General features: G+C 61.4%; 25 protein-coding genes and 1 riboswitch. Of the genes, 17 read left to right on the top strand and 8 right to left on the bottom strand.

Annotated features, from left to right (window positions below):
* Positions 1-63 precede the first annotated feature (63 nt).
* Genes KKO72_RS17585 through KKO72_RS17575 form a run of 3 tightly spaced genes read right to left on the bottom strand, consistent with a single transcriptional unit; the run spans position 64 to position 1,885 of the window.
* Positions 64-639 (bottom strand): YceI family protein, encoded by a 576-nt coding sequence (locus tag KKO72_RS17585; RefSeq protein ID WP_214941972.1) that lies wholly within the window; start codon positions 637-639, stop codon positions 64-66.
* 44 nt (positions 640-683) lie between these two features.
* Positions 684-1,256, bottom strand: coding sequence for a YceI family protein (locus tag KKO72_RS17580; protein ID WP_214941969.1), 573 nt, complete (start codon positions 1,254-1,256; stop codon positions 684-686).
* Between the two features lie 47 nt (positions 1,257-1,303).
* Positions 1,304-1,885: a cytochrome b gene (locus KKO72_RS17575; protein WP_214941966.1), complete on the bottom strand. Its 582-nt coding sequence runs from the start codon at positions 1,883-1,885 to the stop codon at positions 1,304-1,306.
* 217 nt (positions 1,886-2,102) lie between these two features.
* Between KKO72_RS17575 and KKO72_RS17570 the strand changes: the two genes are divergently transcribed.
* A complete protein-coding gene (locus KKO72_RS17570) occupies positions 2,103-2,963 on the top strand; it encodes a PAS domain S-box protein (RefSeq protein ID WP_214941963.1) in 861 nt (286 codons plus the stop codon).
* Positions 2,964-3,077: 114 nt separating this feature from the next.
* Here the strand turns inward: KKO72_RS17570 and KKO72_RS17565 are convergent, their stop codons facing one another.
* The 4 genes from KKO72_RS17565 to KKO72_RS17550 all read right to left on the bottom strand — a co-directional run bounded on the left by KKO72_RS17565 (position 3,078) and on the right by KKO72_RS17550 (position 6,771).
* On the bottom strand, positions 3,078-3,332 hold the full coding sequence (locus KKO72_RS17565; protein WP_214941960.1) for a hypothetical protein: 255 nt from the start codon (positions 3,330-3,332) through the stop codon (positions 3,078-3,080).
* 58 nt (positions 3,333-3,390) lie between these two features.
* Positions 3,391-3,891, bottom strand: a complete 501-nt coding sequence (locus KKO72_RS17560; RefSeq protein WP_214941956.1) for a GNAT family N-acetyltransferase — start codon at positions 3,889-3,891, stop codon at positions 3,391-3,393.
* Positions 3,892-3,923: 32 nt separating this feature from the next.
* Positions 3,924-5,192, bottom strand: a complete 1,269-nt coding sequence (locus KKO72_RS17555) for a CaiB/BaiF CoA-transferase family protein (RefSeq protein ID WP_214941953.1) — start codon at positions 5,190-5,192, stop codon at positions 3,924-3,926.
* A gap of 385 nt (positions 5,193-5,577) precedes the next feature.
* On the bottom strand, positions 5,578-6,771 hold the full coding sequence (locus KKO72_RS17550) for an acyl-CoA dehydrogenase (protein WP_214941949.1): 1,194 nt from the start codon (positions 6,769-6,771) through the stop codon (positions 5,578-5,580).
* Between the two features lie 272 nt (positions 6,772-7,043).
* Between KKO72_RS17550 and KKO72_RS17545 the strand changes: the two genes are divergently transcribed.
* From KKO72_RS17545 to KKO72_RS17495, 11 genes are all read left to right on the top strand, one after another.
* Positions 7,044-7,964 (top strand): LysR family transcriptional regulator, encoded by a 921-nt coding sequence (locus tag KKO72_RS17545; protein WP_214941946.1) that lies wholly within the window; start codon positions 7,044-7,046, stop codon positions 7,962-7,964.
* Between the two features lie 187 nt (positions 7,965-8,151).
* Positions 8,152-8,244: riboswitch (cyclic di-GMP riboswitch) on the top strand.
* 71 nt (positions 8,245-8,315) lie between these two features.
* Positions 8,316-10,625 (top strand): S8 family serine peptidase, encoded by a 2,310-nt coding sequence (locus KKO72_RS17540; protein ID WP_214941944.1) that lies wholly within the window; start codon positions 8,316-8,318, stop codon positions 10,623-10,625.
* 47 nt (positions 10,626-10,672) lie between these two features.
* Positions 10,673-10,978: a hypothetical protein gene (locus tag KKO72_RS17535; protein WP_214941941.1), complete on the top strand. Its 306-nt coding sequence runs from the start codon at positions 10,673-10,675 to the stop codon at positions 10,976-10,978.
* 71 nt (positions 10,979-11,049) lie between these two features.
* Positions 11,050-12,183, top strand: coding sequence for an aminotransferase class V-fold PLP-dependent enzyme (locus KKO72_RS17530; RefSeq protein WP_214941938.1), 1,134 nt, complete (start codon positions 11,050-11,052; stop codon positions 12,181-12,183).
* Positions 12,184-12,295: 112 nt separating this feature from the next.
* Complete coding sequence (locus tag KKO72_RS17525; RefSeq protein WP_214941934.1) at positions 12,296-12,835, top strand: MarR family winged helix-turn-helix transcriptional regulator; 540 nt, start codon at positions 12,296-12,298, stop codon at positions 12,833-12,835.
* On the top strand, positions 12,822-14,249 hold the full coding sequence (locus tag KKO72_RS17520) for an efflux transporter outer membrane subunit (protein ID WP_214941931.1): 1,428 nt from the start codon (positions 12,822-12,824) through the stop codon (positions 14,247-14,249). Before KKO72_RS17525 ends, KKO72_RS17520 begins: the two co-directional genes overlap by 14 nt.
* 95 nt (positions 14,250-14,344) lie before the next feature.
* Entirely contained in the window at positions 14,345-15,580 is a 1,236-nt protein-coding gene (locus tag KKO72_RS17515; RefSeq protein ID WP_214941929.1) for an efflux RND transporter periplasmic adaptor subunit, read from the top strand.
* A gap of 28 nt (positions 15,581-15,608) precedes the next feature.
* The gene (locus tag KKO72_RS17510; RefSeq protein ID WP_214941926.1) at positions 15,609-17,177 is read left to right on the top strand and encodes a DHA2 family efflux MFS transporter permease subunit; all 1,569 of its coding nucleotides are present in this window, start codon (positions 15,609-15,611) and stop codon (positions 17,175-17,177) included.
* A 90-nt stretch (positions 17,178-17,267) separates the two neighbouring features.
* Entirely contained in the window at positions 17,268-18,965 is a 1,698-nt protein-coding gene (locus KKO72_RS17505) for a hypothetical protein (RefSeq protein WP_214941923.1), read from the top strand.
* A gap of 13 nt (positions 18,966-18,978) precedes the next feature.
* The gene (locus KKO72_RS17500; protein WP_158081268.1) at positions 18,979-19,146 is read left to right on the top strand and encodes a hypothetical protein; all 168 of its coding nucleotides are present in this window, start codon (positions 18,979-18,981) and stop codon (positions 19,144-19,146) included.
* A 125-nt stretch (positions 19,147-19,271) separates the two neighbouring features.
* Positions 19,272-19,970, top strand: a complete 699-nt coding sequence (locus KKO72_RS17495) for a glycine zipper 2TM domain-containing protein (protein WP_214941920.1) — start codon at positions 19,272-19,274, stop codon at positions 19,968-19,970.
* Between the two features lie 18 nt (positions 19,971-19,988).
* Here the strand turns inward: KKO72_RS17495 and KKO72_RS17490 are convergent, their stop codons facing one another.
* Positions 19,989-20,459 (bottom strand): isoprenylcysteine carboxylmethyltransferase family protein, encoded by a 471-nt coding sequence (locus KKO72_RS17490; RefSeq protein ID WP_214941917.1) that lies wholly within the window; start codon positions 20,457-20,459, stop codon positions 19,989-19,991.
* A gap of 238 nt (positions 20,460-20,697) precedes the next feature.
* On the opposite strand from KKO72_RS17490, the gene KKO72_RS17485 reads away from it, so the two are divergent.
* The 5 genes from KKO72_RS17485 (at position 20,698) to KKO72_RS17465 (ending at position 25,134) form a co-directional block, all read left to right on the top strand.
* On the top strand, positions 20,698-21,525 hold the full coding sequence (locus KKO72_RS17485; RefSeq protein ID WP_214941914.1) for an ABC transporter ATP-binding protein: 828 nt from the start codon (positions 20,698-20,700) through the stop codon (positions 21,523-21,525).
* Positions 21,518-22,414: an ABC transporter permease gene (locus KKO72_RS17480; protein WP_251140748.1), complete on the top strand. Its 897-nt coding sequence runs from the start codon at positions 21,518-21,520 to the stop codon at positions 22,412-22,414. The genes KKO72_RS17485 and KKO72_RS17480 overlap by 8 nt, the downstream gene beginning before the upstream one ends.
* Positions 22,411-23,370 carry an ABC transporter permease gene (locus tag KKO72_RS17475; protein WP_214941911.1) on the top strand — a complete coding sequence of 320 codons (960 nt, stop codon included), beginning with the start codon at positions 22,411-22,413 and terminating at the stop codon, positions 23,368-23,370. The genes KKO72_RS17480 and KKO72_RS17475 overlap by 4 nt, the downstream gene beginning before the upstream one ends.
* 31 nt (positions 23,371-23,401) lie before the next feature.
* A complete protein-coding gene (locus tag KKO72_RS17470; protein WP_214941908.1) occupies positions 23,402-24,418 on the top strand; it encodes an ABC transporter substrate-binding protein in 1,017 nt (338 codons plus the stop codon).
* A gap of 62 nt (positions 24,419-24,480) precedes the next feature.
* Positions 24,481-25,134 carry a TetR/AcrR family transcriptional regulator gene (locus KKO72_RS17465; protein ID WP_214941905.1) on the top strand — a complete coding sequence of 218 codons (654 nt, stop codon included), beginning with the start codon at positions 24,481-24,483 and terminating at the stop codon, positions 25,132-25,134.
* Positions 25,135-25,362 lie beyond the last annotated feature (228 nt).

The raw sequence follows: 25,362 nt of genomic DNA, 5'->3' as shown, positions 1-25,362 counted from the left end.
TCTATAGCTATCAGCCCTTATTAAATAATGGCTATAGGCTGATTTGATACCTGATTTGGCAGATTACTGCTTGATGGCTTCGACCTGCACCACCAGGTGCACGTTCTTCGGGAAACCCCATTCAATGCCGTAGTTCATGCCGTATTGGGTGCGGTCCAGCGTGCCTTCAAAGTCGCCGCCGCACACTTCGCGCTTGAGCATCGGGTTCTCATAACAATTGAAGTTGGTGGCCTTCAGGGTCAGCGGGTTGGTTTTGCCCAGCAGCGTGAGTGTGCCGGTCACCTCAGCCACCTTGTCGCCGTTGAAGACAAACTTGTCTGCGGCAAACTTCATGGTCGGAAATTTTTCCACGTCAAACAACTCTGCACTTTGCAGGTGTTTGTTGAACATGGCCAAACCGGTGCTGATCGAGCTGGTGTCCACCACGATCTCGACCTTGCCGGTCTTGGCGGCGCGGTCCAGCTCCACGCTGCCTTCCTTCTTGTCAAAACGGCCCCGGTTGGTCGAGGTGCCAAAGTGGCCGATCTCAAACGTCACATAGGTGTGGGTTGGGTCAATGGCGTAGCTGGCAGCCTGGGCAGACATGGTGCTGGCGAGCAAAACAGCGGCAGCAGCGGCGGGGATGAGGGACAAACGCATGGATAAAAACTCCTGGAGGGTTGAAGGGAAAAAGACAAAAATGTTTACAGCTTGCCCACGCCGCTGAGCGCCAGCTTGAACTTGACCTGAACGTCGTCGGCCACCATCGAGGTGTCGGCCCAATCACCTTCACCAATCTTGAAGGCCAGGCGCTTGATCGGCACCACACCGGTGGCCACGGTCACCGCACCCGTTTGTGTCATGGTCACAGGCACCAGCACCTCACGCACCTGGCCTTTGATGCTGAGTTGGCCAGCCAGCTCATACTTGCCAGCACCCAGGGCTTTGAAAGCGCTGGAGGTAAACGTGGCTTGCGGGAACTTCGGGGTGTTGAACCAGGGCAGCGTGGGCAAGGCGCTGTCGGCCTCGACATTGCCCATGGTGGCGCTGCCCATGTCCACGGTGAACGCCACCTTGCTGGCCGCCAACTTGGCCGCGTCAAAACTGACCTGGGCATCAAAACGTTTGAACTGGCCGCTGACCGGCACCCCCATTTGTTTGGCCACAAAGCTGAGTTCACTTTGCGCGGGCAAGAGTTTTTGCTGGGCCGCCGCTGGCAGGGCGACACTGGCCACCAACAAGGTGGCCAAAACAGGAAGCAGGGTCTTGGTGTTCATAAGAGGATCAAAAAAGGAATAGGAAATAACTCGACCAGGCCCAGGGATCAGCCCCGACCCGGCAACATGCGCAACATCAGGCCATCGCGGTCCAGCCAATGATGTTTCAGGGCCGCACCGATGTGCAGCGCCGCCAGCGCAATTAGCGCCCAGGCCGACAAGCCGTGCAAGGGTTTGATCAGTTCAGCCAATGCCTTGTCGGCGCCCACAAAGTCTGGCAGGGGCAACACACCAAACAACACAATCGGGTAGCCCGCTGCCGAGCTATAAGCCCAGCCCAGCAAAGGCACCGCCAAAAATAGGGCGTACATCAGATGGTGGGTGGCGTGGTAGGCCTGCATCTGCCAGCCCGGCATGGCCAGCGTGACGGTCTGTGGCAACGCGGGTGGACGGTGTGTGACACGCCACACCACACGCAGGACTGTGAGCAACAGGAAACACACACCGGCCCATTTGTGCCAGTTGTAGAGTTTCATGCGGGTGGGTGAAAAGGGCAGGTCAGCCATGTACAGGCCCATCCCAAACAGGGACAGAATGACCAAGGCCAGCAGCCAGTGCAAGACGATGGCCACCGGGCTGTAACGGGGCTGGCCTATCAGGCCGGCAGAAGACGATGAGGAACGGGTCAAAACTATTCTCCAAGGAAGGTCAGCAGGCCAGGACCTGCGTCGGATCGCAGTTTAGAAGTCGCTCAGTGCAAAAAAGTTCAACGAAATTGTTTGCTGCATTCATTTATTTTGACCAAGCAAGACGAAGTGACCGATACTGGCGGGGTGAAACCACGCCAGAAATGCTTTGACCTAAAAAAACAGCTCTTCAGGGATGTTGATGTCATGGAATACCCACATGCCTGAAGCCAAAAACACCCCCGACCCCGTCCTGCCCATGACGGATCAGAAACGACTGGCACTGCTGGAAGCGGTGTTTGAGGAAACGCCTGACGTGATCCTGCTCAAGGACGCCAAAGGCAATTTTTTGCTGTGCAACCGCACGCTGGCGCGCCTGTACAACACCACCCCCGAGGCCATGGTGGGCAAACACGACGGTGACTTTGGTGTGCCCAAAGAGCTGGCCGACGGTTACCGCGCCAATGTGCTGGCGATCATGGCGCGCGGTGAGACCGAGGTGGTGCTGGAAGACAGCCGCAATGCGGTCACTGGCGAGATCCGCCACTTCAAGTCGATCAAACGCCCGTTCAAGGATGCCGAGGGCAACAAGCAGATTCTGGTGATTGCCCACGACATCACCGACCTGGTGCGGGCACAACAACAGGTGGCGCAGAGTGAACAACGCCTGCAAGAGGTGCTGGCCGCCACCCGTGAAGGCATCTGGGACTGGCATGTGGCCAGTGGCCGCGTGGTGCACAACCAGCAGTGGTTTCGCATCCTGGGCTTTGCACACGGTGAACTCACCGGCCATGTGGATGCGTTTTCAGCCCGGCTGCACCCCGACGACAAGGCGCTGGTGTGGCAGCGGCTGCGCCAGTTGCTCAGTGGCAAGGACGAGTACTACCGCTCTGAGCACCGCATGATCCGCAAGGACGGCTCGGTCATCTGGGTGCTGGACCGCGGTCGCGTGGCCGAATACGACGCCCATGGCGCACCGGTGCGGGTGGTGGGCGCCTATGTGGACATCAGTGAACGCAAACGCCATGAGGCGGAACTGCGCCAAGCGCTGGAGCTGGCCAAGTCACGACCGAGCGATTGATTTAAGCCGCTGCTCATGCGCTGCTGAATCCACTTGTCACTGCGGCCATGCTGCTGCCAAGTCTGGCGGGCGCGGTTGAGCGACAAGGCGGGGTCAGCCAGCTCCGGCATACGCTCATAACCCACCTTGGCCAGCCAGAGTTTGATGGGTTCGGCTTTTGGGGCTGGGGATGGATTGGACGATACGCAGCAAGCTTTCTGCAGTGGCGCAATCGGTGAGCCGCTGTTTACCGTCGGCCGCAGGTAATTTCAACTGTCGACAAACTGTCGACAGTTCAGCGCCGTCCTCCGACTTCACGCGAAGTTTCATCTTGAACCAGTAGTCGCGGGCGTTTTCGCTCTCCGTCAGCACCTGCACCACGTCAATCACAGAAAACCACCTCCAAAATCACCCACCCCTGCAGTGCAGCAAACCACTGACCCGCACACTAGAACAAAGCCGCATTGGCCTTGAGTTGCTCGGGGCCGAACCGGTAAATGGTCATGATGTCGACACTCTGGGCACCCAGATGGCGGTAGAACTGGATGCTGGGTTCGTTCCAGTCCAGACAACCCCATTCCAGCCGCTGGCAGCCACGCGCCAGCGCCAACTTGGCCATGAAGACCATCATGATCTTGCCCAGACCTTTGCCGCGCATGGACTCATGCACCAGAAAGCTGTCGATGTACAGGCCGGATTGCCCGATGAACGCCGATGAGGTCTGGCAAAAGTAGGCAAAGCCGACCGCCTTGCCGTCGTACTCACCAAAAATGGCTTCACCCTTGCCTTGACTCAACAGCTGGCGCAGACCCGTTTCGGTCGCGCTGATCTTGTCGCGCATCTTCTGAAAAGTACCCAGCTGGTGCATGAAGTCCAGCAGCAGAGCCGCGTCATCGGGTGTGGCAATGCGCAGCGAAAATCGGGGGTCTTGGGTAGCGATGGTCTTCATGGGGTGGCGTGGAATCCGGCTTGAACACCTGCTCAGACCACACCACGATCCCGCAGGGCGGTGATCTGCGTGGCATCCAGCCCAAGCTCTGCCAGCACTTCATCGGTGTGCTGGCCCAATTGCGGCGGCGCGCGGTGCAGCACAGGTGGTGTGGCCAACAGGCGCAACGGGCTGGCCACGGTATTGACCGTGGTTTGGTTAGATACGTTTTTAATAGCTTCTTGCCATTTTTCCATAAGGGCTAGAGGCTGTTTTATCACTAAACAACGTGCTAACACCTGAGGATCAGTAAAAGCTTGTTCGATGGTGTTGATCGGGCCGCATGGCACGGCCTTGTCTTCCAGCAGTCTGATCCAGTCCGTCGTGCTGCGGCTGCGGGTGACCGGCAGCATCAGGGCCACCAGCGCCTCTCTGTTTTTGACGCGCAAGGTGTTGCTGCGAAAACGTTCGTCCTGTACCCACTCGGGTTGACCCGCAGCCTCACAAAAACGGGCGAACTGACCGTCGTTGCCAATCGCCAGCAGCATGTTGCCATCCAGGGTGTCAAAGGTCTGGTACGGCGCCAGACTGGGGTGGGTGTTGCCCTGGCGTTGGGGCACCTTGCCGGTGTTCAAAAAGCCAGCGGCCTGGTTCGCCAGCACCGCCATGCCCACGTCCAGCAAGGCCATGTCGATGTGCTGGCCTTCGCCCGTTCGGTGGCGCGCCTCGATAGCAGCCAGGATGGCGCTGCAGGCGTAGATGCCGGTCAGCACGTCGATTAATGCCACACCCATGCGCATCGGGCCGCCGCCGGGTTGGTCATCAGCGTGGCCGGTGATGCTCATCAGGCCGCTCATGGCCTGGATCATCAGGTCATAACCAGCGCGCTCGGCATACGGGCCGGTCTGGCCAAAGCCGGTGACCGAGCAGTAGATCAGGCGGGGGTTGATGGCTTTGAGGCTCTCGTAGTCCAGCCCGTATTGTTGGAGGCCGCCCACCTTGAAGTTCTCGACCAGGATGTCGCTGCTGGCTGCCATCTGGCGGATCAGCGCCTGGCCTTCTGGCTGGGCCATGTCCAGGGTGATGGCGCGTTTGTTGCGGTTGCAGGCGGTGAAATAAGTGGCATCCGGCGTGTCGTTGCCGTCGGCATCTTTGAGGAAGGGCGGGCCCCAGTGGCGCGTGTCGTCTCCAGCGCCGGGGCGCTCGACTTTGATCACATCGGCACCCAGGTCCGCCAGCATCTGGGTGCACCAGGGGCCCGCCAACACGCGCGACAGGTCGAGAACTTTGAGGTGGCTGAGGGCGGCTTGCTGGGTTGTCATGGTTTGCTTCTGTTATTCGTTTGAAGTCAGGGGGTCAGTCGTTGACGGATCGTTGTTTGTGGCTGGCCACGCGGGCTTGGGCAGGGCGCCTCAACGCGCTGCGCTTTGCGAAGTCGGCCCCCTGCCCAAGCCCGCATGGCCCAAACGGCGGATGGGTTCGTCGCGCAGAAAACCAGATGCAGGCGGACAAGTTGGCTCCAAGCCCGGTTTCCAAAACCTTCGCTGACACAAAACGCCCAGCGGCGTGCGTTGGGTGTCTGACGCAGCGAAATAAAGGAGGAGGCTTGGGGCTAACCCAAGCCGGGGGACATTCGCGGAGTCAGGCACCCAATGCATGCAGCGGGTCAAAGCTGACAACGCAGGTGTCACCTACTGTTCCTAAACGTCAGCAAAACGCCTGAATCCCCGTCTGCGCCCGCCCCAGGATCAGCGCGTGGATGTCGTGGGTGCCTTCGTAGGTGTTGACCACCTCCAGGTTCACCAGGTGCCGCGCCACACCAAACTCGTCACTGATGCCGTTGCCACCCATCATGTCGCGCGCCAGGCGGGCGATGTCGAGGGCTTTGCCACAACTGTTGCGCTTCAGGATCGAGGTGATCTCGACCGCCGCCGTGCCCTCGTCCTTCATCCGACCCAGCCGCAGGCAACCCTGCAGGCCCAGCGCAATCTCGGTTTGCATGTCAGCCAGCTTTTTCTGGATCAACTGGTTGGCGGCCAGCGGGCGGCCAAACTGTTGGCGGTCCAGCACATACTGGCGCGAACGCAACCAGCAGTCTTCCGCCGCACCCAAAGCACCCCAGGCGATACCGTAGCGAGCGCTGTTGAGGCAGGTGAACGGGCCTTTGAGGCCTTGCACCTCGGGGAAAGCGTTTTCTTCGGGGCAGAACACCCCGTCCATCACGATCTCGCCGGTGATGCTGGCGCGCAGGCCGACCTTGCCGTGGATGGCCGGGGCGCTCAGGCCTGGCGCGCCCTTTTCCAGCACAAAACCTCGTATTGGCCCCACCGTGCCACTCTCAGACACCTCTTTGGCCCAGACCACAAACACGTCGGCAATCGGGCTGTTGGAGATCCACATCTTGTTGCCCGAGAGCTTGTAGCCGCCAGGCACTTTGACCGCGCGACTGAGCATGCTGGCCGGGTCACTGCCGTGGTTGGGCTCGGTCAGGCCAAAGCAGCCAATCCATTCACCGGTGGCCAGTTTGGGCAGGTACTTCTGGCGCGTGGCTTCGTTGCCAAACTCAAAAATCGGCAACATCACGAGTGAACTTTGCACACTCATCATGCTGCGGTAGCCACTGTCGACGCGCTCGACCTCGCGTGCGATCAAGCCGTAGGCGACGTAGTTCAGCGCCGGGCCGCCATACGCCTCAGGGATCGTTGGCCCCAGCAGGCCGAGTTCACCCATCTCGCGAAAGATGGCGGGGTCGGTCCGCTCCTGGCGAAAGGCCTCGATTACACGCGGCTGCAACTTGTCCTGGCAATACGCGGCGGCGGCGTCTTTGACCATGCGCTCGTCGTCGGTGAGCTGCTGTTCCAGCAAAAAAGGGTCTTGCCAATGGAAGGTCGCGTGAGCCATGGGTGTCTTTCGGTGGATGGTGAAACGGGTGCGCACAAGGCAAAGCACAGAGCTTGGCGGCCATGGTAGCGCGCAGTCCGGTGCATCACAAACGATTTGTTGTCACCCAGATATGTGATTCATTCATGTATGGGTTTGACACGAGTCTCTGTTTTCACCTAAGCATGTCGGATCAATTGCGTTCTAGCCCTCTACTCATAAGGATGTAACGCTATATCAAATGAACAGACTCACTGCCCGCTTTGATGGCATTTGTGTATATTGCACATATCATGCGCAGAAAAATCCCATCCCTTCAAGCCCTGGCCTGTCTTGAGGCTGCTGCTCGCCATCAGAGTTACACCCGCGCCGCCCAAGAGCTAGCGCTGACCCAGGGCGCGGTGTCGCGCCAGCTGACCGCGCTGGAAGATTTTGTCGGCGTCGCCCTGTTCAAACGCACCCGCCACGGCGTGACGCTGACCGAACGTGGCCGCGACTACGCTGCGCAAGTGGCCGTCCGTCTGCAGGCGCTGGAGCAGGACACGCTTGATGTGATGAGCCACCAAAGTGGTGCGCTCAACCTGCCCCTGGCAGCGGTGCCGACCTTTGCCACCCGCTGGCTGATTCCGCGCCTGCCGGACCTCAAACGTCATCAGCCCGAGCTGACCGTGCATCTGGAAACGCGCACCCGCCCCTTCATGTTTGCCGACACCCCGTTTGATGCCGCACTGTATGCCGGCACGCCGGAGCAAGTTGCGCAGTGGGCGGGCACCCGGGCCATCAAGCTGCTTGACGAGGTGGTGCTGCCGGTGTGTGCACCCAGCCTGCTGCAAGGTGCAAGCAGCCTGTCGCCCGAAGCGATTGCGGGCCTGCCGCTGTTGCAACAAAGCACCCGGCCCGATGCCTGGCGGCAGTGGTTCGAGGCGCAAGGTGTGGCCGCAACCCAGGCGCTGTCGGGCGCCCGTTTTGAGCTGTTTTCGATGACCGCCGCCGCAGCCGTGCACGGCATGGGCCTGGCGCTGGTGCCCAGGCTGCTGGTGGAGGACGAACTGGCGCGCGGTGAACTGGTGGTGGCCAGCCCACAAGCGCTGGCCAGCGGGCGCGTCTATGTGCTGGTCTGCCCCGAGCGTGACGACCAGCCACCGGCCTTGCAGATGTTTGTGGACTGGTTGTTGCAAGCTGTGCAGGTGGCCAATACGCCCATATCTCCTTAGCCCACCCTTTTCTTCTAAATACAATAAACAATTACAAATAACAATAAACATTAATATCCGTCATTTTTTCTTGGTTTTTATCAACATTTTTGCCGGTTCGGGTGCAAACCCATAGACTCACCTCGCTTTTCTCTGGAATTGCAATTTTTCGTTGTCGGCCGTGGATGCTCTGAAAGAGCCCCCACCCCTCTGACACAGGCAAACCTGACGAAAGTCAGGGACGCAAAGCCACCGGGCTTCGGCACTGATCGCACAGTGCCATGCCAGCGGGGTTGCCGGAACCGGGCCACCGACATGGTCCGGCTTTGGTGTTGCGTTGCTTTTTGGTAACTGAACCTTCAAGGATGCAATATGTTCAAACTCAACTACGTCACGGCAGCCGGTCTGGCAGCCCTTTGCGGCCATGCACTGGCTCAGGAAGACCCCTTGTCGCTGGAGCTGGCCGAAGAGGACAGCACCGAGTTGCGGGCACTGGCCACACCCACACCGGTCACCTCGGGCGCCACACTGGTCAAGGCGGCACCGACTGCCGCAGAAAAGACGGCCCGCTCTTATCAGGGCTGGCTCAACCAGATCAACAAACCCTACGCCAACCAGTTGGCCACCGGCAATGGCACCGGTGTGACGGTGGGCGTGGTGGATACCGGGGTGCAGGTGAACCATCCGTCCTTGAAGGGCCGGGTTGTGGCCACCTACAACGCCTTCAACGGCGGCACCGATGTGACCGATCAAGTGGGACATGGCACCCACGTGTCGGGCATCATTGCGGGCAGCACCACCAGCGGCGGTTTGCTGGAGGGCGTGGCGCCCGGTGCCAAATTGGTGATGGCCAAGGTGTTCACCACCGGCAGCTCCAGCAGTGTGACCATTGGCAAAGGCATTGATTGGGTGGTGAATGTGCAAAAGGCACCCATCCTGTCGCTGAGCTTGGGCTCCAACGCCGCAGCCATGCAGAGCAACATCCAGAACGCGGTGACCAAGGGCACCTTGATCACCGCTGCGCTGGGCAACGATGGCCGGGCCAGCGGCAGCTGGCCTGCCGCGTTTGCCAAAGCCACTTGGGCCAAGGGGCAGATCATTGCGGTGGGTGCGCTCGATGCCAACAACCGGCGCGCGTCGTTCAGCAACTACGACCCAACCCTGGCCAACTGGACGGTGTTTGCACCTGGCGTTAATGTGGCTTCCAGCTACTCCACCCCCTATGCGCAGAGCAGCTACGCCTACATGTCGGGCACCTCGATGGCCACGCCCATTGTGGCGGGTCAGGCGGCCTTGATCAAAAGCAACTGGAATTTCCTGCCCGCCACAGACATCGCCCAAATCATTTTCCAGTCGGCCACCCATTTGTGCAGTGACCCAGTGAGTGCGGCAGTCTGTGCTGCCCGCAAAACGCCCGACAGCATGTACGGCTGGGGTCTGGTCAATGTGGGGGCCTCGTTGCAGCCGATCGGCGGCCTGAATGTCGGCACCAAAACCGGCGCGGTGGTGAGCTACGCTGGTTCCTCGCTGGCCAGCTCCAAGGCCGGTCTGGCCTCGGGTTTAAAAGGAACCAACACCCTGGCGGTCGACAAGTTCAACCGGGCTTTTGTGGTCAACCTGTCCAGCGCCGTGAGCTCAGCTACGGTCAAGACCACCGCCACACCCACGGCAGCCGCCTCCACCATCAGCGCCAACGGTGTCAAGTTCTCAGCTGAATACGCCGAGTCCACCCTGGTGCAGAACTTGTGGAGCAGCACCAACGCCACGTCTTCCAACAAGCTGGGGAAAATGAGCTACAGCTTTTCCAATGACCGGGGCACCTCTTACGGTTTTGGCACCGGCGGGACGGCCGCCAGCTTTTTTGGCCTGCAGTCCACCGGTTTTGCGCCTTTGAGCCTGAATGGGGAAGGCAGCCGCTTCAGCGCACCTTACTTTGAGCTGGCCGAGTCGGCCACCCATTTTGGCTACGGCAGCACCCTCAAGAACGGAACCATTGTGCGTTTTGGCATGGTGTCGCAGAACAGCGCCAACGCCTCGTCCCTGCTGAACCTGTCTGCGCCGGTGATCGCCCGCTCGCTGGCGACCATGGAATTGCAGAAGAGTTTTGGTGATGTCACCGGTGTCATGACCATCGGTCGGCTGCAGGAAGACAATTCGGTGCTGGGTATGACCGGTTCGGGCGCCTTGGGCCTGGGCGCACGGGCCAGCACCAGCTTTGTGACCCTGGCGGGTTCCGTGCCCATTGCCCCCAAAAGCCATTTTTCAGCAATGGCCACGCTGGGACGCACCGCCGCCTATGAGAACGCCCGCAGCTCTTTGATTGACGGCGCCAGCGCCTCCAGTTCCATGGCCTGGAGCCTGGGCTTGGCCAGGCAGGACATCCTGCGTGACGGCGACCAGCTGGGCTTCACGCTGTCCATGCCTTTGAAAACCACGTCCGGCAGCATGCAGGTGACCACTGCGGTGGCCCAGAGTCAGGAAGACGGTTCGCTGCAATACGCCACCCAATCACTCAACCTGCGCCCCACTGGCACCCAGCGCGACCTGGAACTGGCCTACAGCACCCCCATGCGCCTTGGCGGGCGGCTGACGGCCCTGGCGCAAGTCAAGTTGCAACCCGGTCACGACGCCAGTGCACCCACCCAGTTTGGCCTGGGTGTGCGCTACGTGCACGGCTTCTGATCACCCAGCGGCCGCAGCACCCGCCGACCACTCCAGGGCTGACAGGCATGAAAACGATGTCCTGCTTGTTCGCTTGCTGCCTGTGCCTGGCGGCCTCGGCACAAGGTGTTGCTGGTGCCCCCTTGATTCTTCACACAGGCGACTCGGCCAAAGGGGACTCCTGTGAGTCGGTGGCGCTGACCATCGTTGGCCAATCGTTTGCGCATGCCGAGCAGCTTGCCAAACAGCACCAGTTGCTGCTGCGGCGCTATCGCCAGGACCAACACAGCTACCCGGGCACCATGGATGTGCGGCCTGACCGGCTGAACATCGACCTGCAGAAGGGCCGGGTGTTTGCCGCCCGGTGTGGCTGATACAGGCGAAAAGGCGGGCCCGGCCCAGCGTGCTAAGCTGACACTTCCTATCTTTTTTGGAGTGTTTTCCCATGCCCGGTCTTCTGCCCAACATCGATCCCGACGGCCTGCTTGAATTCTCGGTGGTCTACACCGACCGCGCCTTGAACCACATGTCCCAGCGCTTTCAGGGCGCCATGCGTGACATCTCCAGCATCCTCAAAGAGGTCTACCACGCCAAGTCGGCGGTGATTGTTCCCGGCAGCGGCAGCTTTGGCATGGAGGCGGTGGCGCGGCAATTTGCCACTGGCAAAAAGGTGCTGGTGATTCGTAACGGCTGGTTCAGCTACCGCTGGACCCAGATTTTTGACATGGGCCAGATCCCGGCTGCGTCCACCGTGCTCAAGGCCCGGCGCACCAGCGACCACAGCCAGTCACCCTGGATACCCTGCCCAGTCGACGAGGTGGTGGCCACCATTCACGCACAAAAACCCGACGTGGTGTTTGCCCCGCATGTGGAAACCTCGTCTGGCATGTTGTTGCCTGATGATTACCTGCGCCAGGTCAGTGAAGCGGTGCACGCGGTCGGCGGCCTGATGGTGCTGGACTGTGTGGCCTCGGGCACGATCTGGGTCGACATGGAAGCCACCGGCATCGACGTGCTGGTGACCGCACCCCAAAAGGGCTGGAGTGGCTCACCCTGCTGTGCCATGGTGATGCTGAGCCAGCGCGCCCGCAGCGCGATTGAGGGCACCACCAGTTCCAGCTTTGCCTGCGACCTCAAAAAGTGGCTGCAGATGATGGAAGCCTATGAAAACGGTGGCCACGCCTACCACGCCACGATGCCCACCGACGCGCTGATCAGCCTGCGTGATGTGATGCAGGAAACCCGTGCCTACGGTTTCGAGAAAGTACGCGCCGAGCAACTCGCGCTGGGCAGCAAGGTGCGCGCCCTCTTGGAAAGCCGTGGTTTCCCGAGTGTGGCAGCCGAGGGCTTCAAGGCGCCCGGGGTGGTGGTGAGTTACACCACCGACCCGGACATCCAGAACAGCAAGAACTTTCTGGCGCAAGGCCTGCAAACCGCCACCGGTGTGCCGCTGCAGTGTGACGAACCCGCCGACTTCAGAACCTTCCGCATTGGCCTGTTTGGCCTGGACAAGCTGCACAACGCCGACCGCAGCGTGGCGCAGCTGGCCGCCGCATTGGACCAGATGGGCATCGACTGACAAGCAAAGCTGGCACCCGGTGGGTGCCACAACCCCTTTGGCGAAGGGGTCTTGATTGCCTCGGCAAAGGATGACTTGACAATCATTGCCTAGGCAATCATAATCCCGGGCCATGACCACCAAGCCCGCACCCCAAGCCACCACCGCGCCTGAAGCCACACCAGCGCCCGCTGTGGCGTTCTACAACGCACAGTCTTACGACCCCAACGACAGCGTGGGCTACCTGATGCGCCGCATTCTGAACCTGGTGGGTGAAGGTGTGGCGCGCGAACTCGAACCCACCGGGCTGACCAACGCGCAGTGGATGCCGCTCTTCAAGCTGTACCGCGGCAGTGCCACCACCGTGGCCGAACTGGCGCGTGAATGTGGTCACGATGCGGGCTCGACCACACGCATGTTGGACCGGCTGGAGATCAAAGGTTTGTGCCAGCGGGTGCGCTCGCAGGAAGACCGCCGGGTGGTCCACATCGAGCTGACACCGGCCGGCATCGCGGCCGCCCAAGACATCCCCGTCACCCTCAGCAAGATCCAGAACGACTATCTGGCCGGTTTCTCGCTGGAGGAATGGCAAACCCTCAAAAGTTACCTGCGCCGCATTCTGGACACCGCCCAGACTTTGCAGGCCGAGAAAGAACCCCATGACAAAAAATAACAAACACCTGTTGGCCGCCACCTTGCTGCTGGGCAGCCTGGCGGGTTGTGCCGACTTCTCGGGCATCACGGCCCAGTCCACATTGCGCAGCGCCACCGACGTTGGGCTGGCCAGCGCGGCCACCAACCCGGCACCTGCGGTGGACGCTCAGTGGTGGCGTGCCTTTGGCGACGACACCTTGGATCAGCTGGTGGCGCAGGCGCTGCAAGCCAACCCCAGTCTCAAACTGGCCCAAACCCGGATCGCTGCGGCCCAAGCCGCCAGCCAGCTCAGCGACGCCGCACGCCAACCCCAGCTCAATGCACAACTGAACCTGACCCAACAGCTCTACACCGCCAACGGCGCCATTCCTGCACCACTGGCCGGCACCGTGCGTGGCAGCGGCACCGCCCAGCTGGCAGGCAGCTGGGAACTCGACTTTTTTGGCAAGAACCGCGCTGCCTTGCAAGCCGCACTGGGTAACGAGCGCGCCGCCCAGGCCGATGCCCAGGCCGCCCGCGTGCTGCTGGCTGCCCAGGTGGCGCAGAGCTACTTTGCCTGGGTGGGTCTGACGGAACAACGCCATGTGGCCAACCGCACACTGGCCCAGCGTGAACAGACGCTGCAGCTGGTGCAAGACCGCGTCAAGGCTGGGCTGGACACCCCGCTCGACCTGCGCCAAGCCCAGGGCGCCCTGCCCGACGCGCGCCTGCAACTCGAAACGCTGGACGAGCAGATCACCCTGACACGCAACGCGCTGGCGGCGCTGATTGGCACACCAAATCAGCCTCTAGCCCTTGCACCTAAAGCGTTGTCCGCCATCAAACCCATAGCACTTGGCCACCAGCTCGACACCAACCTGTTGGGCCAGCGCGCCGATGTGGCCGCCGCCCGCTGGCGGGTGCAGGCAGCGGAAAAGAGTGTGGACAGTGCCCGCGCCCAGTTCTACCCCAACATCAACCTCACCGCCTTTGCCGGGTTCTCCAGCATCGGCTTCGACAAGTTGTTCAAGTCGGGCAGCGAGCAGTGGGGTGTTGGCCCGGCGCTGAGCCTGCCGCTGTTTGACAGTGGCCGCCTGCGTGCCAATCTGGGTGGCAAAACCGCCGACCGCGACGCGGCGGTGGAAAGCTACAACAGCGCAGTGATCAACGCGGTGCATGACGCGGCCGACCAATTGGCCTCACGCCAGGCGATCACGCGCCAGCAGGCCGAACAGGCGCAAACCGCCCAGGCCGCGCAAGACGCCTATGCCGCCGCGCAACAACGTTTTCGCAGTGGTCTGCTCAACGCCCAGCAGGTCTTGAGTGCCGAAACAGCAGTGCTGGCGCAGCGCCGCCAGGCGACCGAGTTGGCCACCCGCTCGTTGCAAAACCAGGTGGCACTGGCCCGCGCCCTGGGCGGCGGCTTCAGCCCGAGTGCCGATCTGCCCAACTAGACACTACTTTTTAGATAGCTATTAGCCCAACCCATACAAGGGCTAGAGCCCATTTTTATTCAAATATTTGACCGCCATCGACAGGAATCACCATCATGACTGACACCCCGAACACCTACGCAGCCAGCAGCAGCAAGGCCAACCAACGCAAACGGGGCCTGACCCTTCTGGCAGGCGTGGTCGCCGTGGCCGGTCTGGGCTGGGGCACCTATGAGTATTTGGTGGCAAGCCACTACGAGGAAACCGACAACGCTTATGTGCAGGGCGACGTGATCCAGATCACGCCGCAGATCGGCGGCACGGTGTTAAGCATCCTGGCCAACGACACCGACTTTGTCAAAGCCGGGCAAACGCTGGTGCAGCTGGACCCGGCCGACGCCAAGGTCGCGCTCGACCAGGCCCAGGCGGCACTGGCCCAGGCAGTGCGCCAGGCGCGCACGCTGTACGCCAACAACACCACGCTGAGCGCCCAAATCGCCCTGCGTGAGGCCGACATCAGCAAGGCCAAGGTGGACGTGGCGCGCGCCAGCGACGACCTCAAACGCCGCCAGTCGCTCAGCGGCAACGGCGCGGTGTCCCAGGAAGAACTGCAACACGCGCAACAACAGCTGGAAAGCGCCCAAAGCACCCTGGCTGCCGCCCAGGCCGGCGTGGTCACCGCCCGTGAACAACTCAACAGCAACCAGACGCTGACCGAAGGCGCCAGCGTCGAGCAGCAACCCAGCGTGCAGTTGGCCGCAGCCCGCCTGCGCGAGGCCTTTCTGGCCACCCAACGCACCGCTTTGCTGTCGCCAGTGGATGGCTACGTGGCCAAACGCACGGTGCAATTGGGCCAGCGCGTTGGCGCAGGCACACCGCTGATGTCGGTGATTGCGCTGAACAATGTCTGGGTTGAGGCCAACTTCAAGGAAGTGCAGCTGCGCAACATCCGCATCGGCCAGCCGGTCAAGCTGGTGGCTGATCAATACGGCAAAAAAGTCAGCTACACCGGCACCGTGAGTGGTCTGGGTGCAGGCACCGGTGCCGCGTTTTCGCTGTTGCCGGCACAAAATGCCACCGGCAACTGGATCAAGGTGGTGCAACGCGTGCCGGTGCGTATGGCGCTGGATGCCAAACAGCTGGCAGAGCACCCGCTGCGTGTGGGTCTGTCGATGACCGCCGAGGTGGATGTCAGCAACACCGATGGTCTGGCCCTGGCCGATGTACCGCGCGTGGCCACCCCCACGACCGCGCTGACCTACACCGATGAAGCCGCCAATGACTTGGTGAAGCGTGTGATTGCAGCCAACCTGGGCCACGCGTCCTCCACCAAGGTCCAGGCCAAGCTCTGAGCCGTCCACTTCTTTTTTGGCATCCCCCATGTCTTCCTCCACGCCCGCTGCCGCTTACAAGCACCCACCGCCGCTGAGCGGCTCCGCCCGTCTGTGGGGCACGTTGGCGCTCTCGGCGGCCACCTTCATGAACGTGCTGGACACCTCGATTGCCAACGTGTCGCTGCCAGCTATCGCCGGGGACCTGGGCGTGAGCCCGAACCAGGGCACCTGGGTCATCACCAGTTTTGGTGTGGCCAACGCGATTGCGGTGCCGCTGACCGGCTGGTTATCACAGCGTTTTGGCCAGGTGCGCCTGTTTGTCACCAGTGTGCTGTTGTTTGTGCTGACCTCCTGGTTATGTGGCCTGGCGCCCAACATGACCACGCTGATCCTGTTTCGGGTGTTGCAAGGCCTGGTGGCCGGGCCGATGATCCCTCTGTCGCAAGCACTGCTGCTCTCAAGTTACCCACCGGCCCTGGCCGGGGTGGCGATGGCGCTGTGGTCAATGACGACGCTGATCGCCCCGGTGATGGGGCCGCTGCTGGGGGGCTGGATCACCGACAACATCTCCTGGCCCTGGATCTTTTTCATCAACATCCCGGTCGGTTGTGGCGCAGCCTTCATCACCTGGAGCATTTTTCACAAACGTGAGACGCAGACCAAAAAACTGCCGATTGACTCGGTCGGCCTGGCACTGCTGGTGATCTGGGTGGGTTCGCTGCAGATCATGCTCGACAAGGGGCAGGAGCTGGACTGGTTCCACTCGCAGGAAATTGTGGGGCTGGCGGTGGTGGCGGTGGTCGGGCTGTTGGCCTTCCTGATCTGGGAGCTGACCGAGGAGCACCCGGTGGTCGACCTGACCCTGTTCAAACGGCGCAACTTCTGGGCCGGTGTGCTGGCCCTGTCGGTCGGTTACGGGCTGTTTTTTGGCAATGTGGTGTTGCTGCCACTGTGGCTGCAGCAGTACATGGGTTACACCTCCACCAAAGCGGGCATGATCCTGGCCCCGGTGGGGCTGGCAGCGCTGCTGCTGTCACCGGTGGTGGGTAAAAACATCTCCAAGTTTGACCCACGCCACTTTGCCGCGTTTGCCTTCATGGTGTTTGGGCTGGTGTTGTGGATGCGCTCCAATTTCAATACCCAGGCCGACTTTGGCACCATCATGGTCCCGACCCTGATCCAGGGTATCGCGATGGCGTTTTTCTTCATCCCGCTGATGACGATCACACTGTCGGGCCTGTCGCCCGACCGCATTCCGGCCGCTTCGGGTTTGTCGAACTTTGTGCGCATCACCGCAGGCTCGTTTGGCACCTCGATTGCCACCACGCTGTGGCAGGACCGCGCTGCCTTGCACCACGCGCAGCTCAGTGAATACGTCAACCTGGGCAGCAGCGCCACCAACAGCACCTTGTCGGGGCTGGCTGCGGGGGGCCTGAGCCATGACCAGGCGCTGGCCACCATTGACCGCTTGGCCAACCAGCAGGCCTATATGCTGGCGGCCAACGACATCTTTTTTGCCTCGGCCGTGGTGTTTCTGGCGATGATCCCGCTGGTGTTTCTGACGCGCCATGTGCGCGGTGGTGGTGGCGCCGATGCGGCGGCAGGGGCACACTGAAGGCCAGGCGCTGGCACAAACAAACCCTTTCAACTTCAGCTTGGGGCGAGGCTGCCGATAAGTCAAGAACAGCCTGCAAAAAACCCGTTGATGTTGACCCTGAACCCACCTTCACTGCCTGCCACCTGGATCAACCAGCGCCTCACCAACACCACGGCGACCGCTGTGGCGGTCAAAAGTGCCAACGCCCTGACATGGGTGCCCCCCACCAGCACGCTGGTGTCGGTGAACTCGCCCGATCAAGTCGCAGCAGACGTAGAGCCCTTCCTGCACGTGACACAGATACCCGCCAGCTTGAACGCCACCGAGGCAACCTATGGCCCGCAGGGCCTCATTCGTGTGAAGGGTGGGCAGATGCAGGTGTGGGAGCAGGCATCGAACAATACCCTGGGGCAGTTGATGGGGCGCAACACCACTCAGCTGACCGCTCAAGCGCGGCTAGCCGGCCTGGGTGGCGCACTGCTGGAGCAGGTGGGCAGCCATGGCAGCAGCTACCGGCAATCCGTCGTGAATGTGCGTGCACCGGATTCAGCTCAGAAAATTCAGACGACGGCGGCGAATGCCCTGGCGGGATTCCAGAGCACGCCGACTGCCAGGGTGGAACTGAGCATCCAGACCCAATCCGGTGCCCAGGTCCGCCTCGCCATCGTTGACCAAAGCGAGCAAGGCCTCAATGGCACAGGCATCTCGGTCGAAGTGATCGTGGAGGGTGAACTCAGCGAGGCAGAGCGAGCAGCACTGACGTCCCTGGCCAGCGGGTTTGAAAAAGCCATTCAAGGTCTTGCAGGGGATGCCACACAGGTCGATCTGGCCGGACTGACCCAGTTTGACAGCAAGGTGATTGCCAAGCTGGAACTGACGACCAGTATCTATGGCCGCGACGAACACGGTCTGCGTTATGAAAAGCTGGGGGCCAGTTTCAAGGCAGATGCCAACACCCAGGAGATCCAACTCAGGCGCCCTGACGGCGATGTGAAGATGAGCACGGATTTGCGCCAGCCAGCGCTGTGGGGCAGTGGTGAACAAAAAGCCCACGCGGTGCGCCAGTACCTGCAACAGATTGACCAAGCGGCGCAACGTGGGCACGCCAGCGCTGATCTGGTGGACATGTTCAAGTCCACGTTCGTGGCCATGAACGCCGGATATGGCTCGCAAGAGCTCAGCGACACGACCCGTGCAGCGCGGGTCGCGGCGCCTGTCGACCCGCGCACCGATGCCGAGGCCCGGAGCGACGCCGACAAAAGCTGGCTGACGGGTCTGGCTGACTTTGATGCCAAGCTGAGTGCCACACCGCGTGCCTCCAATCCACGCAAAACCATGGAGCTGGACAGCTTTGTCTACGCCATCAACCAGACCACGGCGGTCTCTGGCAGCTCCCGGGACAACCGGGCCATCACACAAACCCAAACCGCAGAACTCAGTGCGGCTTACCACCAGTCACTTAATTCGTCAAAGCCGCCTGTGCTGGAGGATGAGACCGCCTCCCAAAACTACACCTACCACCAGATTGAGGACAACAACAGCAGCCAAGTGCAACTGGCGTACGAGAAAGATACACTGGTCGACGCCACGCTGACACAGTCCTCCTCGCAGTCCCAGCGTGTGCAAAAGTACGAGTTCGCCAAGCTGATCGAAGATCGCGTGACACCGCCCGAGCTGCGTCTCAAACAGACGGATTTGCGGCCTTTGCTTCAACAGCTCGAGGAGCAGCAAGCGGCCCGCAAGATCACGGATGAAGAAAAGCAGAAGCTGCTCACCAGCTGGCACGCCATGGTTTTCATGGCTTAACTAGGCACACACCTTGGATAAACGTCGTTTTGTTGAAAAAACCAGCTGGTTGCGGCCCTACACCCGCTGGGCCACACGGGTGTCGCTGAGCGCCCCAGACTGGTTGCCAGGCTGGCTGCGTTTTGCGCCCCTCAAACTCTCTGCACTGATCTTGCGCAGCTACCACCGCAGCATGCGTTGAACTCAGGCTGCAGCGGGTCCTACGCCCGGACACACTCTTTACGGCCCCTTTACAGCAGCGACGTCTAAAGCACGGGCCGCCCAGGCAGCATGAAGACCTGTTCAACACATTGCAAGGTCACCCTCATGAAGCAACGCCTGCTGTTCCTCGCCGCTCTGGCTGCCAGTGCCTCTGGCATGGCGCAAGACGTGGGCCGTGTTATCTCTTCCACACCGATGCTGGAGCAGGTGGCTGTGCCACGCCAGGTGTGTTCGGTGCAACAGGTGGCAGTACAACAACCCAAGTCGGGCGCTGGCGCGGTCATCGGTGCCATTGCCGGCGGCGCTGTGGGTAACGCCATTGGCAATGGCGGTGGTCGGACGGTGGCCACCATGGTGGGGCTGATGGGCGGCGCCATCCTGGGTGACCGTATCGAAGGCACGTCAGCACCACAATTGCAAAATGTGCAGCGCTGCACAACGCAGACCACGTATGAGAGCCGTGTCGCCGCTTACAACGTGGTCTATGACTACGCGGGCAAACGCTACCAAGTGCAAATGCCGCATGACCCGGGCCGCACGATCCCGCTGAACATCAGCCCGGTAGCTGGCAGCGTGGCATCGGCGCACAACATGTACACCACGGTGTATGACAGCACACCCCGTTATGTGCCACAGGCACCGGTGCTGCTGGCGCCAGCGCGTCACCTGTACCCGGTCATCCTGACCCAGGACAGTCCCCGGGAGCACCGCATGGATCGCCGCTGGGATCGCCGCGACGACCGCAGGGACGACCGGCGTGATGACTGGCAAAACCACCACCGAGATTGGAACGATGGCCGCTGAGGCCATCACCCAGGGACCTCAGAACAACCAGGGCACAAAACGCTTATTGTGCTGGCGGTAGCTGGCGTAAAGAGGATGGTGCTCGCACAACCAGTCCTCTTCCAAACGCGCCTTGGTCAGCAACACGCCGAACAGCGCCACCCAGATCAGCCACGCCAGCGCATGAGCTGGCACCAGTGCCAGCGCTGCTGCCAGCAGCAACACGGTCGTGTACATCGGGTGGCGGATCAGCCGGTACGGCCCGGTGGTCACCAGTTGGCCATGGGTTTTGGGTTCGGGGTGAACATTGAAGTTGCCCAAGCGGTTGTGCCACAAGGTCCAAGCGCCGAGCCCGCCTGACAGGCCCACCAGCAACCAGCCCGGCAGTGTCATGCCAGCTTGCATCAGCGTGGGTGTTGCCATCAGCGCCAGCCAGAGCAACAAACAAAACTGCAGCAACACCAGTACCGCACCGCCAACACGCCGCGGCGTGACACCGAATGGCAACATGTCTGCCCCCTTTGTAGAACAGAGCGTGATTGTGACCACGCTGGCCGCCGGAGCAACATGGCGCTGGACGCCAGCAAATAAAACATCCTCTGCGCGTTTGTCCCGATGTGGGGTCAGGTGTTTCACCCCAAACTCACTGGCACGAAACTCGCTAAGCCTCCTGTCATAAGTTGACCAACTGGTTAGATTCTTGAAAACAAGGCTGCTTTTTGGTGCAACGTTCCCTTTTTCCGTGCCCATGAAACACCCTCAAGCTTCATCACCACTGTCCCAGCTCAGCCCACCCCCAGGGGGACGGCTGGCAGTGGCGATTCGACAGGCCAGCGTGGTGTACCCCACTGCCGATACACCGGTACATGCACTGGACAACATTGATCTGGACATCCGTGAAGGGGAGTTTGTCTCGCTGATTGGCCCCTCGGGCTGTGGCAAGACCACGCTGATGCGGGTGATTGCCGATCTGGAGCCGATCAGCGCCGGCCAGGTGCTGGTCAACGGGGTCAGCCCGCATGAAGCGCGCCTAGCGCGTGCCTACGGTTATGTGTTTCAGGCACCCGCCTTGTTTCCATGGCGCACGGTGCTGGCCAATGTGACGCTGCCGCTGCAGATCCAGGGGCGCTCCAAGGCCGACAGCAAAGTGATCGCCATCGAGCACCTGGAGCGTGTGGGGCTCAAAGGTTTTGAGAACAAATACCCCTGGCAACTCAGCGGCGGCATGCAGCAGCGGGTGTCCATCGCCCGGGCGCTGTCGTTTGAGCCCAAGATATTGATGATGGACGAGCCCTTTGGTGCGCTCGACGAAATCACCCGCGACCGGCTCAATGAGCAGCTGCAGCAGCTCTGGCAGCGCGAACGCCGCACCGTGGTGTTTGTGACCCACTCGATTGCCGAGGCGGTCTACCTGTCGACCAAGATTGTGGTGATGTCGCCGCGCCCCGGGCGCATCGTCAAGGTGATTGACTCACCGCTGCCCAACGAGCGGCATCTTGGCCTGCGCGACACACCTGAATTTGTGGCGGTGGCGCATGAGGTGCGCGAAGCCCTGGCTGACGGACACCATGGCTAAGCCAGCCGGTTTTGTGAGTCAAACAGGCCACAAGGCCTTTCCGGTGCTGGTCATCCTGCTATTTATTTTGGTATTGTGGTATGTCGCTGCGGTGGCCATGAACGCGCCTGGCGCGATTGAGCGGGTGCTGCCGACCGACACGCCCTGGACTTGGCAACAGCTGCTGGCAGCCACCATGGACATGCAGCGCCCGGTCTTGCCGACACCGCACCAGGTGGCGCGTGATTTCTGGAGCAGCCTGGTGGACTGGCCCATCAACTCACCACGCAACCTGCTGTTTCATGTGGCGGTGACGGCTGAATCCACCCTGTGGGGCTTTGTACTGGGCACCCTGCTCGGGCTGGTGCTGGCGGTGCTGATCGTCCATTCACGCACGCTGGACCGCGCCTTGCTGCCCTGGATCGTCGCCTCGCAAAGTGTGCCGGTGCTGGCGATTGCGCCGATTGTGCTGGTGATCCTGGGTAGCCTGGGCTTCTCGGGCGTGGCGCCGAAGGCCGTGATCGCGATGTATTTGTGCTTCTTCCCGGTGACGGTGGCGATGGTGCAGGGCCTGCGCTCACCCCAAAAGATTGAGACTGAGATGCTGCACACCTACGCCGCGAGCAAGTGGCAAGCTTTGTGGTTGTTGCGGCTGCCCGCCTCCCTGCCGTTTTTGTTCCCGGCGCTGCGCGTGGGCATTGCCGCTGGACTGGTTGGCGCCATGGTGGCCGAGTTGCCGACCGGTGCGGTGGCCGGCCTGGGTGCACGGCTGCTGACCGGCTCCTACTACGGCAACACGGTGCAGATCTGGTCGGCACTCGTGATGTCGGCCTTGCTGGGGCTGACGCTGACACTGGCGGTGGCTGGGGTGGAAAAACTGGTGCTGAGTCGCCGCGGGGGCCAGACATGAAACTCTCGCTGGTCAAAGCCCTGGTGTTTGCGGTGTGCAGCCTGGCGGGGGCGTGTTTGTTGTTCATCCATCCAGCCGCACAAGGAAAGCTGCCCGAAGGCGGCTCACCAGATGCGGTGTTCTGGTTGGCCGGTCTGGTCATCGCGGCGCTGGCGGTGGAGTCGGTGCGCCTGTTGGCCGCCCTGGATGGCAGCCGCTGGCTGGGCACGGCCACCGCAGCGCTGTTTGGCCTGTGGGTCCTCTACTTCTGGCAGCTGCTGGTGGTGGCGTTTGAGGTGCCACGTGTGTTGTTGCCACCGCCGGGTCTGATCCTGCAGTCCCTCGGTGAACACAGCGAGGTGTTGTGGGGTGACTTTGTGCAAACCGTGCTCAAGGCGGTGTTGATTGGCTGGGCACTTGGCTCGGGCCTGGGTTTTGCCGTGGCGGTAGCGATTGATCGGCTACCGTTTTTGCAGCGTGGCCTGCTGCCGCTGGCATCTCTCACCAGCACCGTGCCGCTGGTGGCGGTGGCCCCAATTGCGGTGATGTGGTTTGGCTTCGAGTGGCCGTCCAAGGCCGCGGTGGTGGTGCTGATGACCTTTTTCCCGATGATGGTCTCGACCCTGGCCGGGCTCAAAGCAGCGGGCAAGCTGGAGCGCGAGCTGATGTTCAGTTATGCCGCCAGTTACGGCCGCACCTTGCTGGCGCTGCGTCTGCCAGCCAGCATGCCTTTTATTTTTGGGGCACTCAAGGTCAACGCCACGCTGGCGCTGATTGGGGCCATCGTGGCCGAGTTTTTTGGCTCACCCACCGCCGGGCTGGGTTTCAGAATTTCGACCGAGGCCTCGCGCATGAACATGCCCCTGGTCTGGAGCGCCATTGTGGTGGCGGCCGTGACCGGTTCACTGGTCTATGCACTGCTGGTGCAGTGTGAGCGACGGGTGGCGTTCTGGCACCCCTCGGTGCGCGGACTCTGACGATTTTTTTCAACCCCAAGGAGCTTTTGCCATGAGTCGTTCTTCCAAGTTCTCCAGCGGCCTGATGGCTGCGGTGCTGGCCGTGTGTGGCGTGACTGCCAGCATGGGCGCCAGCGCGGCCGACAAGGTCACCGTGCAGCTCAAGTGGCTGCCACAGGCGCAGTTTGCCGGTTACTACGTGGCGCAAAGCAAGGGTTATTACAAAGACGCCGGTCTGGATGTGACGATCAAACCCGGTGGCCCCGACATCTCGCCGGTGCAGGTGATTGCCGGCAATGGCGCCGACGTGGTGGTGAACTGGATGCCTGACGCGCTGGCTGCGCGTGAAGCCGGTGTGCCGCTGGTCAACATCGCCCAGGTGTTCAACCAGTCCGGCCTGATGCTGACCTGCAAAAAGGCCAGCGGCGTGAGCAGCCCGAAAGACTTCAAAGGCAAGACCCTGGGTGTCTGGTACGGCGGCAACGAGTACCCGTTCCTGAACTGGATGGCCAAGCTCGGCTACAAGCCCGGCATCGATATCAAGATCCTCAAACAAGGCTTCAACGTCGACCCGCTGTTGCAAAACCAGGCCGCCTGTATCTCGACCATGATCTACAACGAGTACTGGCAGGTGGTGGACGCAGGTGTCAAGGAGAGCGACCTGGTCACTTTCTTCTATGAGAAAGAAGGCGTGGCCTCGCTCGAAGACGGCCTGTATGTGATGGAAGCCAAACTCAAAGACCCGGCTTTTGTGGCCAAGATGGGCAAGTTCCTCAAAGCCACCTTCAAGGGCTGGAACGACGCGGTGAAAAACCCGGCCGAGGCCGCCAAGATTGTGGTCGCCAACGACCTATCGGGCAGTGCTTCTGAGAAAGTGCAGCAACGCCAGATGGAAAACGTGGCCAAGCTGATCAGCAACGCGGGTACCGCCAAGATCGGTTACCTGGAGCCCGCAGCTTATGAACGCACGGTCAAGGTGCTGCTGGCCGCAGGCAGTTCACCGGTGATCAAGAAAGATCCGGGCCAAGCTGCCTACAGCCACGTGGTGTGGGAAGCATCGGCCAAGTAAGGCGCCTGCTTTTACACTTCTGGGGTCTTATCCGGCAGGGTAAGACCCTTTTTTGATTGACCATGACACCGCTCCAACGCAGCCAACTCCAGCCGACCCTCGACGACAGCGCCAAGGGCCAGATCCGCCAGGCCAACGAGGCGCGCATTTTGGCGGCGGCAGAGCGGGTGTTTGCCGGTGCCGGTTTTGGTGGCGCCACCATGGCCGCGATTGCCGACGAGGCCGGTTTGCCCAAGGCCAACCTGCACTACTACTTTGGCGCCAAACAGGATCTGTATCGCGCGGTGCTGGCCCACACCCTGCAAGACTGGCTGGTGCCCACCGAAGTGTTCACCCCCGAGGCCGATCCCCGAACCGCGATCGAGACCTATATCCGCGCCAAGATGGCGCTGGCGATGGCGCGGCCCCACGCCTCACGCGTGTTTGCCAATGAACTCTTGCACGGCGCGCCGGTGGTCAAACAGCTGCTGACCACCGAGCTGCGCCCCCTGGTGCTGGCCAAAGCCGAGGTGATCAACCAGTGGGTGCGCAGTGGCCGTTTGGCGCCAGTCGACCCGATCCATTTGTTTTTCACCCTGTGGGCGGCCACCCAGACCTATGCCGACTTTGAGGTGCAGGTCTGCGCGGTGCTGGGGCAAACCGAGTTCACCCCGGACGAACAAGCGCGTGCCACCGAACATGTGGTGAGCCTGCTGCTGCGTGGCTGTGGTTTATAAGAAATTGGCTACCAGCCCTTTTACAAAAAGGACTGGTAGCTCTGTTTACTGTAGCTTTTTGGTGCCCACATCTGCTGGGCCATTGCCCTCACTGATCCCCATCCAGGGCCACACACCAACAGCCCAACAGCCAAAACCTCGTGCCAGATGACGTAAAGTGCAAGCCTGCGCCCAAGCGTTGCGACCCTGCTTTTTATCCGAGGACCACCCCCATGCCCAGCCCCCGAC

The sequence above is a fragment of the Rhodoferax sp. U11-2br genome (assembly GCF_018619435.1).
Taxonomy (GTDB): domain Bacteria; phylum Pseudomonadota; class Gammaproteobacteria; order Burkholderiales; family Burkholderiaceae_C; genus Rhodoferax.
This window is presented reverse-complemented; position numbering and strand designations above follow the sequence as displayed.

Bases quoted from the DNA above. Each gene is read 5' to 3' on its own strand.
- KKO72_RS17585 (WP_214941972.1), bottom strand. From the start codon at position 639: ATGCGTTTGTCCCTCATCCCCGCCGCTGCTGCCGCTGTTTTGCTCGCC.
- KKO72_RS17580 (WP_214941969.1), bottom strand. From the start codon at position 1,256: ATGAACACCAAGACCCTGCTTCCTGTTTTGGCCACCTTGTTGGTGGCC.
- KKO72_RS17570 (WP_214941963.1), top strand. From the start codon at position 2,103: ATGCCTGAAGCCAAAAACACCCCCGACCCCGTCCTGCCCATGACGGAT.
- KKO72_RS17560 (WP_214941956.1), bottom strand. From the start codon at position 3,891: ATGAAGACCATCGCTACCCAAGACCCCCGATTTTCGCTGCGCATTGCC.
- KKO72_RS17555 (WP_214941953.1), bottom strand. From the start codon at position 5,192: ATGACAACCCAGCAAGCCGCCCTCAGCCACCTCAAAGTTCTCGACCTG.
- KKO72_RS17550 (WP_214941949.1), bottom strand. From the start codon at position 6,771: ATGGCTCACGCGACCTTCCATTGGCAAGACCCTTTTTTGCTGGAACAG.
- KKO72_RS17545 (WP_214941946.1), top strand. From the start codon at position 7,044: ATGCGCAGAAAAATCCCATCCCTTCAAGCCCTGGCCTGTCTTGAGGCT.
- KKO72_RS17540 (WP_214941944.1), top strand. From the start codon at position 8,316: ATGTTCAAACTCAACTACGTCACGGCAGCCGGTCTGGCAGCCCTTTGC.
- KKO72_RS17535 (WP_214941941.1), top strand. From the start codon at position 10,673: ATGAAAACGATGTCCTGCTTGTTCGCTTGCTGCCTGTGCCTGGCGGCC.
- KKO72_RS17530 (WP_214941938.1), top strand. From the start codon at position 11,050: ATGCCCGGTCTTCTGCCCAACATCGATCCCGACGGCCTGCTTGAATTC.
- KKO72_RS17525 (WP_214941934.1), top strand. From the start codon at position 12,296: ATGACCACCAAGCCCGCACCCCAAGCCACCACCGCGCCTGAAGCCACA.
- KKO72_RS17520 (WP_214941931.1), top strand. From the start codon at position 12,822: ATGACAAAAAATAACAAACACCTGTTGGCCGCCACCTTGCTGCTGGGC.
- KKO72_RS17515 (WP_214941929.1), top strand. From the start codon at position 14,345: ATGACTGACACCCCGAACACCTACGCAGCCAGCAGCAGCAAGGCCAAC.
- KKO72_RS17510 (WP_214941926.1), top strand. From the start codon at position 15,609: ATGTCTTCCTCCACGCCCGCTGCCGCTTACAAGCACCCACCGCCGCTG.
- KKO72_RS17505 (WP_214941923.1), top strand. From the start codon at position 17,268: ATGTTGACCCTGAACCCACCTTCACTGCCTGCCACCTGGATCAACCAG.
- KKO72_RS17495 (WP_214941920.1), top strand. From the start codon at position 19,272: ATGAAGCAACGCCTGCTGTTCCTCGCCGCTCTGGCTGCCAGTGCCTCT.
- KKO72_RS17490 (WP_214941917.1), bottom strand. From the start codon at position 20,459: ATGTTGCCATTCGGTGTCACGCCGCGGCGTGTTGGCGGTGCGGTACTG.
- KKO72_RS17485 (WP_214941914.1), top strand. From the start codon at position 20,698: ATGAAACACCCTCAAGCTTCATCACCACTGTCCCAGCTCAGCCCACCC.
- KKO72_RS17480 (WP_251140748.1), top strand. From the start codon at position 21,518: ATGGCTAAGCCAGCCGGTTTTGTGAGTCAAACAGGCCACAAGGCCTTT.
- KKO72_RS17475 (WP_214941911.1), top strand. From the start codon at position 22,411: ATGAAACTCTCGCTGGTCAAAGCCCTGGTGTTTGCGGTGTGCAGCCTG.
- KKO72_RS17470 (WP_214941908.1), top strand. From the start codon at position 23,402: ATGAGTCGTTCTTCCAAGTTCTCCAGCGGCCTGATGGCTGCGGTGCTG.
- KKO72_RS17465 (WP_214941905.1), top strand. From the start codon at position 24,481: ATGACACCGCTCCAACGCAGCCAACTCCAGCCGACCCTCGACGACAGC.